The sequence below is a fragment of the Bacteroides sp. D55t1_190419_B8 genome, from assembly GCF_015558905.1.
In the GTDB taxonomy this organism is placed as follows: domain Bacteria; phylum Bacteroidota; class Bacteroidia; order Bacteroidales; family Bacteroidaceae; genus Bacteroides; species Bacteroides vicugnae.
The window spans coordinates 92,324-106,160 of the sequence record NZ_JADMOU010000005.1; the positions used below are offsets into that span (position 1 = coordinate 92,324).

11 protein-coding genes are annotated in these 13,837 nt (G+C 41.4%); 3 read left to right on the forward strand and 8 right to left on the reverse strand.

Translation table 11 applies throughout. The features are described from left to right. Window positions 1–17 precede the first annotated feature (17 nt). Complete coding sequence (locus I2I13_RS06385) at window positions 18–2,735, reverse strand: putative LPS assembly protein LptD (protein ID WP_074638687.1); 2,718 nt, start codon at window positions 2,733–2,735, stop codon at window positions 18–20. 89 nt (window positions 2,736–2,824) lie between these two features. Beyond that, window positions 2,825–3,361: an HDIG domain-containing metalloprotein gene (locus I2I13_RS06390; protein ID WP_195649127.1), complete on the reverse strand. Its 537-nt coding sequence runs from the start codon at window positions 3,359–3,361 to the stop codon at window positions 2,825–2,827. Window positions 3,362–3,431: 70 nt separating this feature from the next. On the opposite strand from I2I13_RS06390, the gene I2I13_RS06395 reads away from it, so the two are divergent. Continuing rightward, window positions 3,432–4,598: an exo-beta-N-acetylmuramidase NamZ domain-containing protein gene (locus I2I13_RS06395; RefSeq protein ID WP_195649128.1), complete on the forward strand. Its 1,167-nt coding sequence runs from the start codon at window positions 3,432–3,434 to the stop codon at window positions 4,596–4,598. 132 nt (window positions 4,599–4,730) lie between these two features. On the opposite strand, the gene I2I13_RS06400 is transcribed toward I2I13_RS06395, so the two are convergent. Further along, a complete protein-coding gene (locus I2I13_RS06400) occupies window positions 4,731–6,815 on the reverse strand; it encodes a BT4734/BF3469 family protein (RefSeq protein WP_195649129.1) in 2,085 nt (694 codons plus the stop codon). A 398-nt stretch (window positions 6,816–7,213) separates the two neighbouring features. On the opposite strand from I2I13_RS06400, the gene I2I13_RS06405 reads away from it, so the two are divergent. Beyond that, window positions 7,214–7,822, forward strand: coding sequence for an HU family DNA-binding protein (locus I2I13_RS06405; protein ID WP_004306640.1), 609 nt, complete (start codon window positions 7,214–7,216; stop codon window positions 7,820–7,822). 231 nt (window positions 7,823–8,053) lie between these two features. Here the strand turns inward: I2I13_RS06405 and I2I13_RS06410 are convergent, their stop codons facing one another. The 5 genes from I2I13_RS06410 to I2I13_RS06430 all read right to left on the reverse strand — a co-directional run bounded on the left by I2I13_RS06410 (window position 8,054) and on the right by I2I13_RS06430 (window position 12,495). Beyond that, entirely contained in the window at window positions 8,054–8,254 is a 201-nt protein-coding gene (locus I2I13_RS06410) for a hypothetical protein (RefSeq protein ID WP_195649130.1), read from the reverse strand. A gap of 131 nt (window positions 8,255–8,385) precedes the next feature. Next, on the reverse strand, window positions 8,386–9,372 hold the full coding sequence (locus I2I13_RS06415) for a hypothetical protein (RefSeq protein ID WP_195649188.1): 987 nt from the start codon (window positions 9,370–9,372) through the stop codon (window positions 8,386–8,388). 279 nt (window positions 9,373–9,651) lie between these two features. Then, window positions 9,652–10,755, reverse strand: coding sequence for a YhcG family protein (locus tag I2I13_RS06420; protein WP_148365214.1), 1,104 nt, complete (start codon window positions 10,753–10,755; stop codon window positions 9,652–9,654). Between the two features lie 285 nt (window positions 10,756–11,040). After that, on the reverse strand, window positions 11,041–11,523 hold the full coding sequence (locus I2I13_RS06425) for a GNAT family N-acetyltransferase (protein ID WP_195649131.1): 483 nt from the start codon (window positions 11,521–11,523) through the stop codon (window positions 11,041–11,043). Between the two features lie 18 nt (window positions 11,524–11,541). Next, entirely contained in the window at window positions 11,542–12,495 is a 954-nt protein-coding gene (locus I2I13_RS06430; RefSeq protein ID WP_195649132.1) for a bile acid:sodium symporter family protein, read from the reverse strand. Between the two features lie 81 nt (window positions 12,496–12,576). On the opposite strand from I2I13_RS06430, the gene I2I13_RS06435 reads away from it, so the two are divergent. Further along, complete coding sequence (locus tag I2I13_RS06435; RefSeq protein WP_148365217.1) at window positions 12,577–13,836, forward strand: N-acetylmuramoyl-L-alanine amidase; 1,260 nt, start codon at window positions 12,577–12,579, stop codon at window positions 13,834–13,836. Window position 13,837: the final 1 nt, after the last annotated feature.

Below are 13,837 nucleotides of genomic sequence, written 5' to 3' on the forward strand. Positions count from 1 at the left end.
TCAACTCTCAATTTATCCTAGTACCACTGAATGTTACTTTGCGTCTGACTTCTCTGTTCATACTTCAAGTCTTGCAGAATACTTGCATTCGCACGGATTGTTACATTGTAATATTTCCAACGTCCGAAAGGAGAAAGACTGGCGGACAAGTTGAAACAGTGCAAGTCACGGGATATTGTACAAGAAGTCTGGGTAATCTCTTTAGCTTGAAAATCATAGCCCGAGTTGAACGAGAGCGACCAGTTATTAGAAATCTTTATATTTCCGTTTGCATTGATATTATGCGTATACGTATAAGGATATCGCATGGAATAACGGTTGATAGGCTTCGATCTGTCTTCACGGATATTAAACGAATAGCTAAGACTCAATGACCAAGGCATCTTAAATACCTGATAACCATCCGGGTCAGCCTGTGCTTTCTCTACTTTCTTAGGCGTAGTGCCATCTCCTTCCGTTCCATCGGATTCCTCATCATCGCTATCCTCCGACTTATTCTTATCTTTCCCTTTTTCATCCCCCTCTTTCGGACCGAACCATTTCTTCCATGTGTCATTATTGAAGGTATAATTGAAAGAAGAACCATATCCCTGGAAACGTCCAAAACGACCATACGACCATTCTGTACGGTTACTGGTTACTACATTACCACTTTTATCGAATGTATAAGCATACGTAGCGAACGATGCGTTCATGTTGAACGTATAATTCTTAGTCAGTTTCAAACGTAGGTTCATGCTTAAATCACTCCAAGGCCTCTCTTTGGCAGCCATATTATAAGACATACTTGCTCCCAATTCATCAATCAAACTAACCTTTTTAAGTGTATCTTTCTTTGCATCGTAGTACTTCATCTCTAAGTTATTAGAAATAGAGAAGCTGACTGTTCCCGATCCTTCCCGCGAAGGTACACCATAAGGTTGACCGGTGAAAGGAGAATAATATTGCGTATTGCCATTATAATCGGTATACTCTTCCCAATACTTGCTGAATCCCGGAGCACCGCTAAGACTTACTTGCGGCGTAACTACGTGACGAATCTGTATCTCTTTCTTTTTAGCAAAAAGAGGTTTGTACATACCATACACTTTCGTACTCAAGCTCAAACTTGCCGAGTAATTGGATACCCGGTAGAAACCGTTCAGTGTATCACCCGGCAATGCCTCCAACTTATGATCGACCTCATTATATTGCTGATTGATCTTACGAGTATACCAACGCTCTGTATAATTGACCGAAGGAGAAACCTGCAAATATTTGAATAACGTAAAAGTAGCACTGATAGGAATGTTATGATTCATCGCATTTTCCCATGAACTTATTCCGGCTTTAAACAGATGATTATCATTTGTACGGATACTGTTTGTCAGACGTCCCGTATAACTAATGGAAATCTTTTCGTACCAGCGTTCAGCTCCTGCCGCCTTCTTGCGTTTGAACGGAAACAGACGGCTTAATGTAATATTCAAGTCAGGCAAAGTGACTGCAACCGAAGAGTCACGCATCGTCTGTGCGATATTGGTGGTTCCGGATAAGGTCAGACCGATATCAGGGAAACTACGAGAATAACTGATACTTGATGTTTTGGTATTTTGAGTCAACAACTGCGAATTATAAAGGTTGTTGATATTGGAACGTTCGTAACTACTGGTTGAGAAGTTTACACTAGCGGAGAATGTACTGTTCGGACTGGCTTTAGCATCCTGGCGATGATTCCATACTACCTTAAAGTCCTTAGCAACTGTATAGTCCGGCATACCCTTATCTCCCGTCTTGGTGACCTGATAGTCCGCTTGCAGCGTACCGGAATATTTATAGCGTTTATTATAATTTGTCAATCCGGATAATCTCCATGAGCCTTTCGTAAAGATATCACCCGTCATCTTCAAGTCCATAATATCACTGATGGCAAAATAATATCCTCCTTCTGCCAGACCGAAACCACGACTGGAGTCGTCCATATAAGTCGGCATAATGAAACCGGAAGAATAACTGCTGGAGAATGGGAAGAAAAAGAACGGTACGGCCAACGGCAAAGGCACATCTTCCACTACCAGATAGGCAGGTCCTGTCACCACATTCTTTTTAGGACGCACTTTAGCTCTCGTCAACTGCATATAGAAGTGAGGATGGTCATGATGATCGCAGGTTGTATAACGCCCATGCTCCATGAAAATTTCATCATTAGCTCCTTTCTTCGCCTTGCTTCCGGTCACATATCCTTCTCCCTGCTGGGTGACGATATCGGTAATTCCCGCTTTCTTGGTTTTGAAATTATATCGGATGGTTTCCGTATCATAGGAGGTATCTCCTTCTTTAAATACCGGTTTACCTTTTTCCACTCCGGTAGTATCCTTGATACCGTATGCATGCACAGTACTACTATCCAGATTCATCGAAATAACTTCCGCAGCGAGTTCGATGTTCTGATAATTAACTTTTCCGCTACCATAAAGTGTAGCAGCTCCTCCCAAAGTAAAGACAGTGGAGTCGTTGGATTCATAAACAACCGGTGCATCGAGTGGTTGTTTCTTCTTTACCGGTGCGATGGAATCAATGCGTACCGTTACCGTATCTGCTCTCAACGAATCATTTCCTTGAAGGGAATCCGTTTGTGCGGTATTGGAGGCAATCATTCCTCTTCTTCGACGCTGAGACGTAGCCTCATCGGGAAGCATCAGTAAGACAATCAGCAGTATGAATGATATAAGTATTTTTGCTTTCAATGGCGCCATTAACTAATAGTTTACGCTTGAAGTGGCAAAAGTACGCAAACTTCATCAAATATGAGTCAGAATCTTCGTTATTTAATTATTTTTTAGTGCTATAAAAAGAGAGAACACCATCTATCAAAGCGACTTAGACCCTCTTCACCATATTTTGCAATACTTTGCCGGGCTTTCTCCACTGTTTTCTCTTCATCCAGATGGGTTTTAGAAAAGAATTTATCCGCAAAACAGATTAATTGTTCTTCCAAAGTGACGGGTAACATCTCACGATGAGGAACGGGAAGTTGCTGGGCAATGATATCTTCCAACGAAAGTCCGGCTCCCGTATGACGTTCACACACCAATGCATGTTGGGGGAAACCTTCCGTCCGCAAGATTTCTGCTCCCAAATATCCGTGAGCGATATAAGGATTGGGACCAAAACACTGAATGGTTGGAGCATCGGTCTGAAAAATACCAATATCATGCAACAGAGCAGCTTCTTTCACAAAGCTCCGGTTCAAACGTAGCTCGGGATGAGCATCCAGCATTTTCATTGCTTTTCCGGACACTGCCAAACTGTGTATTACTAATATTTGTCTCTGCTGCGTATTCTCCGGATAATATTTATCAATGATTTCGTATGGATTCATGTGCTTTATTTTTTGCTCTCTTGACGAGAAATTAATATTTTTGTGCAATATTACAAAAAAAATCACCGATATGCAAACTAGAGTTTTCTTCATTCTTATATTTCTGTTCATTATGCTGTTTCCAATGCGTGTAAACAGTCAAATTGTCACGGGAGCAGAACAGATGGATCAATACCTACCGTTGTTGAAAGGAAAACGCGTCGGAATGGTAGTCAACCACACTTCCGTTGTAGGGGCAAAGCAAACTCATCTTCTCGACACCTTATTAAAAAGAAATGTTCAGGTCGTCAAAGTATTTGCCCCCGAACATGGTTTCCGAGGTAATGCAGATGCGGGTGAAACGGTGAAAGACGGAAAAGATTCCCGCACCGGTATTCCTATCGTATCGCTTTATGGTGATAACAAAAAGCCGTCTGCCACCCAACTAAAAGATGTTGACGTGATCTTATTCGACATTCAGGATGTAGGAGCACGCTTTTATACCTATATAAGCACGATGTATTACGTGATGGAAGCTTGCGCAGAGAACAAGAAAGAAATGATTGTACTGGATCGCCCTAATCCGTGCGACTATGTGGATGGTCCGATACTCAAACCTGCCTACCGGAGCTTTGTCGGCATGCTTCCCATTCCTGTACTTCACGGATGTACTATCGGCGAACTGGCACAGATGATAAACGGAGAAGGATGGATTGCCAACAAGAAAAATCCTTGTTCATTAAAGGTAATTCCAATGATCGGGTGGAAACATGGAGAACCTTATTCACTTCCCATCAAACCGTCACCCAACCTCCCGAACGACCAGTCTATCCGATTGTACGCCTCACTCTGTCCTTTTGAAGCCACCCGTATCAGCGTGGGACGAGGAACAACTTTTCCTTTCCAGGTATTGGGCGCACCTAATAAGAAATACGGAAGTTTCACTTTTACTCCCCGCTCCTTACCCGGTTTTGACAAAAATCCAATGCACAAAGGTATCACCTGTTATGGGGAAGATCTCCGGAATGTAACCGATGTGAATGGATTTACGCTTCGCTACTTCTTGAACTTTTATCGCTTATCCGGTGAAAACGCAGCCTTCTTCTCCCGTGCCCGATGGTTTGATTTGCTGATGGGAACTGACAGCGTACGCAAGGCTATCCTCAAAGGGGAATCGGAAGAGGCTATCCGGAATAGTTGGCAAAAAGAGTTACAGGATTACAAAGAGATTAGAAAAAAATATCTTCTCTATAAGTAAAAAAACTAGTATCATACTCTCATTCATTTTTATAAACCACTTATAATTTAAAGAATAAGTATGATAGACAACTATTATTTCCGGTATCTATCATACTTAGACCATCAAAAACGAGGTATCTATCATACTTGATTATTCTACCTCCAAAGGTATAACATGATAATACGTACCATACGTTTTCCGTTTAGATTTCACTCCGAGCCGCTGCAAGATACGCCCGAAATAAGAAGCCTGCCTGGCAGAAAATGTCATCTTACTCGCTTTCTGAATCCGCCGCAGAATGTCGATAGCCAGCAGCCATTCTCCTTCCTCCTCTTCTTCCGCCCCGCGATAATAAACCATAAATAATTGTTCGATAGCAGGTGATTGTTCAAACTCCCGGTTGTTTTCCGTCATGATAGCCTCTTCTTCGGAATCAAACCAATAACGTTCATTATGATAAAGCAGCTCCAACGCCTGTGCATAAAGCTGTTCATAATCAATAGGACGCGACACATCTATAGCTCCCGTCATATAAATACCGATGAAACGACGACTACCGGAAGTATCCGTCAACAGATCCCGATGATTGCTCGTAGCAATGAACGATGCATACCGGCGAAGCTCTTCCACCGCCGAAGCATTCGGACGACGTGTGTTCACCACCGGTTTTTGCAGAATATGTTTCAGAAAAGCCTGCTGGGTAGGACTAATCTGGTCGAATTCATCCATATTAATAAGTAGAAAGCGATTCAGATACAACTCCGCGTCCCGCTTCCGACTGAAATCAATGCTATCCGTATAGTACGCCTGTAAAGCAGGAGGAAGAAGCATTCTGCAAAAAGTCGATTTCCGATATGCCTGCGGGCCAATCAGCAAAGGTGACGTACTGTTGGCGTGTTTCTTATCTACCCCTCTCCAATGGGCAACCATATTCAAAAACCACCGACGGAACAACGGCGCCCAATGCGGATTATCACAGGGAACGCGGTTAGCCAGTTCCAAAATCCGGTCTTTACCATCCCAGTGAGGCAGATGATACAAAAAATCCTCCACCGGCTGATAAACAGGCACATGATCGGAATCCAAATAGCGGATTACGTCCCTATCCCACATTTTCACCCCTTCATACATGGCATTCATCGTGATACTCGCCAGCACCCGCTTGTCTACCGGACGAAAATAGAAATTAAAACTATTTCGTTCGCGATATTCCACTTCCGTGGTCAGCGTATTGTATCGAAATTCATAACGACGCTTCATAAACTCGTCCATCTGCATGGCGAAGAGCTGTTCGGTCGTCAGACTACTCTTCTTGCCGAATCCCTTTGCGGAACGATAGACACTTTTCACAGTTTCGCGAATCAGCAACTCATCCGAGGGGAGCCGATAATGCGCCCTTGTCCACCGCACAGTATCTTCTTCGGGAATACCTGCCCGAAAACAATGCTCTGCCAAACACACCAGTAACGGTTGCAGATCGTCTCCCTCCCGATATCCGTTCAGTTCTTCGAGCGCCCTGTTGAATGCAGCGGAGAAAAGTACTGATAATGCTTCATAATTTTCATATCCGGGTGCCATTCGCTGCAAAGGAGAATCGGTTTCTCGCGTTCGTTTGATAAAAGTCGCTTCGGACGGAAGACCGACGGGCTGCTTCATATAAATAGGCATTGCTTTCGGATTGAAATAAAGTCCGGGATCGTATGTCAACCGACAATATTGCTCGAGCGACGGTTCTTTCAGTTCGATATCAAAAGGAAGTTGTGGCTGATAATATTTCACAGCCGTCTGATAAGCATGCGCATGAAAAAGTTCCGCTTGCTCGCGTAAAGTCGGCAAGCAGTCGTCCGGATAGGTAAACCGTACCCATATCTTTACTGATTTGCCAGAAGAGCCGGTGAAAGCAAGGTATGTTTGCGGAAACTCTTTGACCAGTTCCTTTATTTCGTCTGCTTCCGCTCTTCCCGAAAGATCATTGACCTCCATCATCACTATGCCGTTATATTCATTCAGGGTCATTACCCCTTCTTTACGGACAAAAGCTGCGGCAGGCATCACTTTGGGAACTTTACGCACCTCTTCAATCGAATTTCCCGGAAGAGTATACCGCAATATTTCCCTCATCTTTGAGACGGGCTGCGCCTTGACTTCCGTTTTCATCTGCTCCAAAAGGAGCTCCATTTTCAACGTCCGTAAGGTTTTTACCTTGCCATCGTCTCTGACTAATGTTATTCTCATCTTTTTTTATTATTATTTCCAGTAAAAGGAAAGCTGCACTACAGCCATACAAAGATACAACATGCTCTTCGCCCAAACAAATTTCACCGCTTTTATTTGCCACGCCACACGACTTTATTTTATAGAAATAATGCTTACTAAATTTGCGAATAAAGGCAGGATAATGTATCTTTGCAGGCAGTAAGACTTCAGCCCGCATAAGTGTGCCGTACAGCCCACCTATGCGGGCTGTATAGTTTACATCTGTGGGCTCTACAGCCCACGAATGTGTGCCCAAGAAAAGCGACTGATTCAAGTTGATTATCCAAGCTGCAATTGTAGGTTATCTTGCTGCAAAACAAGATTTAAAATGCCTTTTAAAAGGCATTTTAGCTACATTAACCCATAATAGAAAAGACATGTACGCAAAGTATGATTTTCGCAAAAAGCCGTCTTCGAAAGAAGACGAAGACGAACAGCCGTTATATCCCCGCATCGTATCGAACGGAACCATCGACTTTCAACAAATTGTAAAAGAGATCGCTCAAGCTTCCAGTTTTACACCGGCAGACATTGAAGGAGTTCAGCTAGCTATTGAAAATAAAATATCCGAATATTTAGTCAGCGGACACCACGTCCAGTTGGGGAACCTTGGATATTTTTCAGCCAAGTTAAAAGCACGCCCGGTGATGGATGCCAAAGAGATACATGCACAGTCCATTTATTTCGATAATGTAAATTTTCGTCCATCATCTTCTTTCCGAAAGAAGGTTCGCGGATTTGTGGAAAAAGCGAAGTCGGGATTTGCACATTCCGCCGAAGTTCCGGTGGAAGAACGCCGGCGCAGGCTGGAGAAATTTCTGGATGAACGACCGATGATACGACGCAAAGAGTATACGCAACTAACGGGACTACTAAAGAACAAAGCACTGAATGAATTGAACGGATGGGTGAAGGAAGGAGTACTTGACACCATTGGAAGCGGCAGTCATAAAATTTATGTGCGGGTTAATGCCATGAAAGATTAAACAACAAAAACAGTGGAATAAGAATGATAGATACCCATATTTCATGAAGAAAATATGATAGATACAAAATTTCAGAAACATCTATCATTCTTATTCATCAGATAATAACTATATTAGCAAAAAGAATGAGAGTTATGATAGTTATTTTCTACTCTAAGGGGTAATCCTTAACTCTAACTATTTAAAGTTTTTATTCTTCGTAATAAGTAAAGACACGCTCCACATAAGGTTTCAGTATATGCCCGAGTCCTGTGCCTGAATCAACATAATCTTTGAAATTCTTTGTTTCAATCCAGTTGCCATTCGCATCATATTCGTAGTCCTGAAAATCTTTATAGAGTATTTCAAATCCCGGTCGCTTGTCAATTGACCGACCTTGTTCGTCATATTTTTCTTGCAGAAAACAACAACTACAACAGCTTTATTTTTCATGTTTTGTTTTCTTGTATGTTACAATATTTCGGCGCAAAGATAACAAAACCAATTCTAAAATATAACTGACACAAAAGATTACTTCCATGTTATTATAATATCATCAAAGCATAATAACTCTATAATATCTTTCATGCTTTCCACTCAGCCAGTATTGAATTAAAATCTTCAAGCATCAAGTCAAAGTCATAATCCAGCTTCTTCTTTTTCAGCTTGTTGGTAACATGGTTCAGAGCAAGCAGAATATATTCGCTTAGCTTCGATTTCTGTTTGGCATGACTCAATTCACTGAATTCTTTCTCAAGGCATAGTCCGATTCTAATTTTCCCGGTATCTGCCCTGAATGGTCCAAATTCAAAACGATTGCGAAGATAATATCCATTCTTCTCTATTTCTTGCCTGGTAAACATAGTGAGCAATGTCCGATAGAAATCTTTTTGTTTCAATTTCAACTTTTCATCAGCAATGATATAGTTTGTTTTACAATGGTCATGATCATAATAGCTATACGAACAATTAATTATAATTCGATTAATAGTACGTCCGTACATCTCTGGGCGCATCCTTCTATCCAACTCCGGTTTCAATTCTTTATCAACACTCTCGATTACTGCTTTGGAGTTTTCATAACAGTTATCAATTGTCCTCCTTATCCAAACCGGATTTTTAGGAATCCAGTTTCGCTGGCTTTCAAGTCTTATATCTTGTATATCTTCCTTTATCTCATATTTCCAAGACACAGATTGCTTTTGATTCGGGTCGTCAGGACTCGAACAATAGCTTGTTCTTCCCTGCTCCATAGTAAAACCGTTGACTCTTTTCGACCAAATGGCATCGACAAAACGAGTTTCTCCAAATTTATTTTGAAAACAAGTCGCGGGGTTTCCATTAAAGAATTGCCCTCTCAATGCTTCGACAGGTTCGTGATTTCCCCAGCCGATAATAGCCAGGCTCTCGCAAAGACGAACGGCTTTATTCCATTCTCCGGCATTTTTATAATCCGCATATTTCAGAAACTTGGCAAACAAGCGTTCGCGCAACTGTTCTATTTCTGATTGGGATTGCAAAAATTCTTCCAGTTCTTTTAAGTCTTCTATTTCAAATATCTTTTGCTCCATCACATTTGCCCTTAATTTCAATCCCAGTTTTTTTAGTATTATGCAGAAATCTCAGTCTCTTTCTTTCTCTTTTTCCACAACTGCCACGAATTAATAATATTCTTCCACATTATATATAATAGCATACAAACCTGATTATCAAAATAAAAGCCCACCTATTACTAACAGTGGGTAACAAAATAATAACAAAAAAACGAAGAAATTCGTTTAGTGGTGGGCTTCGTGTGCAAAAGTAACAAAAGGCAATTACCTGCCCAAAAAATAAATAAGACTTTTTCCTTACAATAGCTTTTTCAAATCCTCAATGTCCGGCAGAGCGTTACGAAGTCGCTCCGGCATATCCTTGGACGCACGGTATGTAGCAACTCCCATCGGTTTGTTATAATCACGAACTGCAAACTCTACAAAGGTTTGATTCATTTCCCTGCAAAGAATTATTCCTATAGAGGGATTTTCATGCGGCTTTCTGATATATGTATCTAAGGCGGATAGATAAGTATTCAACTGCCCCAAATAAGATGTACGGAATTTTCCGGATTTAAGTTCGACCGCGACCAGGGAATTAAGCTCCCGATTGAAAAAGAGCAAATCAATGAACATTTCTTCACCTGCAACCTCCATGCGATATTGATTGCCTATAAAACTGAAATCTTGCCCAAAGGTCATGATGAACTTCTTCACATTGGCGACAATTGCCTTTTCCACTATCTTTTCGTCCAAATCCTCTTCTTGCTCATTCAGTTCCTCCACATTGATGAAATCAAGCAAGTATTCATCTTTAAATGAACAAACAGCTTTTAAAGCTTGCTTAGTATCAGGCAATGTTTGTGCGAAATTGTTAGGCAAAGTTCCCCGATGGCTGTACAGGTCTGCTTTTAAGTAATCCCTTAAAGTGTACTTACTCCAATAGCGAGTGGCGCACTCATGTATATAAAACAGCCTTGCTTCCAAAGTCTTAGCTTTGGATATTATTTCGGTATGATGACTAAAGCCGATTGAAAGGAAGTCTGACCAGTTAAATTCATCAGCCAGTGGCTGATGAATTTCTACAAGAAGCAATTTTTCATTCAACACCAAATCATCAGCCAACGGCGGATGATTTAAAACCTTATCCCACTCCTCATAAAAAATACGCATATTTCTTATGCTTGTTGCTGAAAATCCCCTTAGCCCCGGCAATTCTTTTTGCAACAGAGAAGATATTTGTTCAATCGCACCTTTCCCCCAGAAGCCTGTACGAGAATTTTCCGACACGTAACGTCCGATGCCGTAATAAAGAGATAGCTGTTCCTTGTTCACCGATGCGGCTGCACGGTACTGGCTGCGTAGGATAGCTTCTTTTATGGTCTTTACTGCTTCTCTATAATTCTGATTTATACCCATTTGCGCTTTGTTATATGCGACAAAAGTACAAAAATAATGCTGGCGAAAAGAAAACAAAGGTATTTTTTCTTTTCACCAGCACCTATCTTGCTGTCAAGACAAAGAAGTTTAGTCCGTTTTGGATATATAAACAAAGGAACGTACTAAACTCAATCTGTAATCTTTTTATTATAAATGTTTTGCATTTTTCACAACGAGAACTATTTAGCTCGACTCCTCTGCAAAGTCTTTTTTCCCTCGTATATATGCCCCCCACAAAAGACACCACAAGCAGGAATACGACCATCATAACTTAATTTTAGCCACCTCCCTTGCCATTCTAAAATTAGTAAGAGAAAGCTGATTCGCTTTGCGCTTTTGTTCTCCCTCTACTACATAACCTTTTTTTTCAAAGAAAGGACGAGCTGTTAAACTCACTTCGGATGTAATCCGCACAATGCCGGCTGTAATTGCATACCGTTCTATTTCTTCCAAAAGCATCGTGGCAATACCCTTACCTTGAAAATCCTTGTGAACAAACATAGAATGTAAATAGCCTTGAGACGTAATAGATGAAAAACCAACGATTTGTGACCGTTGATTAACAGCTACAATAAAATAGTGAGTCTTTATCATATCCTCTATTTTAGAAAGATCATCTCCGCACGATGCCCAATCTTCAACCTCTGCCTGTGAATAGTCACGCCTGTTTATCACTAACACCGTGTTTCGATATAGAGACTGAATTTCCTCTATATCCGTATTTAAAGCTATCCTTATAGTAATCATATAATCCCTAATTATTCACTATTTTATCTCTTTCTTTCTCTTTTTCCACAACTGCCACGAATTGATTATATTCTGCCATAACACATACGAACCGGGAGCCACAGAAGACAATGGATTCAAATAAGTATGCGCCATCCAAATAGCCAGAATCGTATTCTTTTGCCCAAGTGCTTGCCCACCACTGATACGGTCATTATAAATCGAGCCGATTGTCTTCCCCAAAAAGAACTGCAAACAACAGGTAATCAGTGCACCGACAGCAATCATGATTTCCGTAAAACCATCCGCCGGGTCATTGAGCAAGGAATACAATGTTTGCGCAGTTACGATAGCTAAAGATACAGCCCACAAATAAAAAGCAAGTTCATGATAACCCAATAACTTCTGATGTACTTTCGGCAAACACTTGCTCAACAACCAGGCAGCCAAAAAAGGACAAATCAACAACGGAAACACCTTACCCAAAATAACAAAAAACGCTTCCCAAAAAGTGACATCAGGATGCACCTCCACCAAAGGAAATAGAATAGGCACAGCAATAGCCGCTCCAATATTTGCTATCAATGTATAAGTGGTCAGACTGGCTGCACTCCCTCCCAACTTGGAAGTAATCACCGCAGCAGCTGTAGCCGTCGGACAAATTATACAAACCATCACTCCCTCTGCTACTATTTTATCAAAGCGATAAAGCAAAAGATAAGCAGCCAACGCCCCGCCAATCTGAATCAACAACAACCACATATGGAGAGGTTTAGGCTTCAAATCACGAGGAGATACCTTACAGAAGGTCAATAGCAACATTGTAAAAATAAGATAGGGAGTCAGAAAAGAAAGACTGATAAACAGCGGATAACCTGCAGCACCTACCAGCATAGCAATAGGTAACGTCCAATTCTTCAAAAACTTAAGCATCGTCGTACATTTTAACTTCGAAGCACAAAGTAACGGAGATTTCGGGAAAAAAGCTATCATTAAACCGAAAAAAACACAAAACTTAATGGCAAATCATGAGTTTTCTACAAATTTCTACTACATTTGCACCGTATTATAGATATGAAACTGAATAGACCGTACATATTATACATATTCATTTGCCTCTGGCTACTTTTTCTACCCTCATGTACCAACCACTTATGGGGGAAAGATTTCGTAGTAGTTATCGATGCCGGACATGGTGGACATGACCCTGGTGCTATAGGCAAAATCTCGAAAGAGAAAAATATCAATCTGAACGTTGCCCTGAAAGTGGGAAATCTAATCAAGAGAAACTGCGACGACGTCAAAGTGATCTACACCCGTAGCAAAGATGTATTTATTCCTTTGGACCGGCGGGCAGAAATTGCAAACAACGCAAAGGCGGATCTCTTTATTTCCATTCACACCAACGCACTGGCAAACAACCGTACAGCCAAAGGGGCTTCAACCTGGACGCTAGGTTTGGCCAAATCAGACGCTAACCTGGAAGTTGCCAAGCGGGAGAACTCCGTTATCCTCTACGAAAGTGATTATAAAACAAGATATGCCGGTTTCAATCCGAACTCTGCCGAATCATATATTATATTTGAGTTCATGCAGGATAAATATATGGAACAGAGCGTACACTTGGCCTCGCTGATGCAAAAACAGTTCCGCCAAACCTGTAAACGGGCAGACCGGGGAGTGCATCAAGCAGGATTCCTCGTCTTAAAAGCAAGTGCGATGCCAAGCATTCTAATAGAATTGGGATTTATTTCTACTCCGGAAGAAGAACGCTATCTGAATTCCGAAGAAGGGGCCGGAAGTATGGCCAAAGGTATTTACCGGGCTTTCCTGAATTACAAACGAGAACATGAGTTACGCCTTACGGGAGTCAGCAAAACGATTATCCCAACCGAGCAGGAAGAAGACAACGCCCCGAAAATTGCCCAAAAGGATACTGAAAGCGTAAACACAGCTCCTCAACAGCAAGAATTACTAGCCGAAGCAAAAACCAAACCTGCCGCAACAGCAAAAACAGCACCGAAGCGCCCAATTGTAGCAGAAAGCGCAACCAATGACAGTGAAATTACGTTTAAGATACAGATACTCACTTCTTCCAAGCCTCTCGCCAAAAACGACAAACGGCTGAAAGGACTGAAAGACGTAGATTATTATAAGGAAGGGGGAATATACAAATACACGTATGGATCCTCCGCCGATTACAATAAGGTGTTGCGTACGAAGCGCACCATTACGGCACAATTCAAGGATGCCTTCATCATCGCTTTCCGAAATGGAGAGAAAATGAACATCAATGAAGCGATTGCCGAATTCAAGAAAAGAAAAAATAAATAAA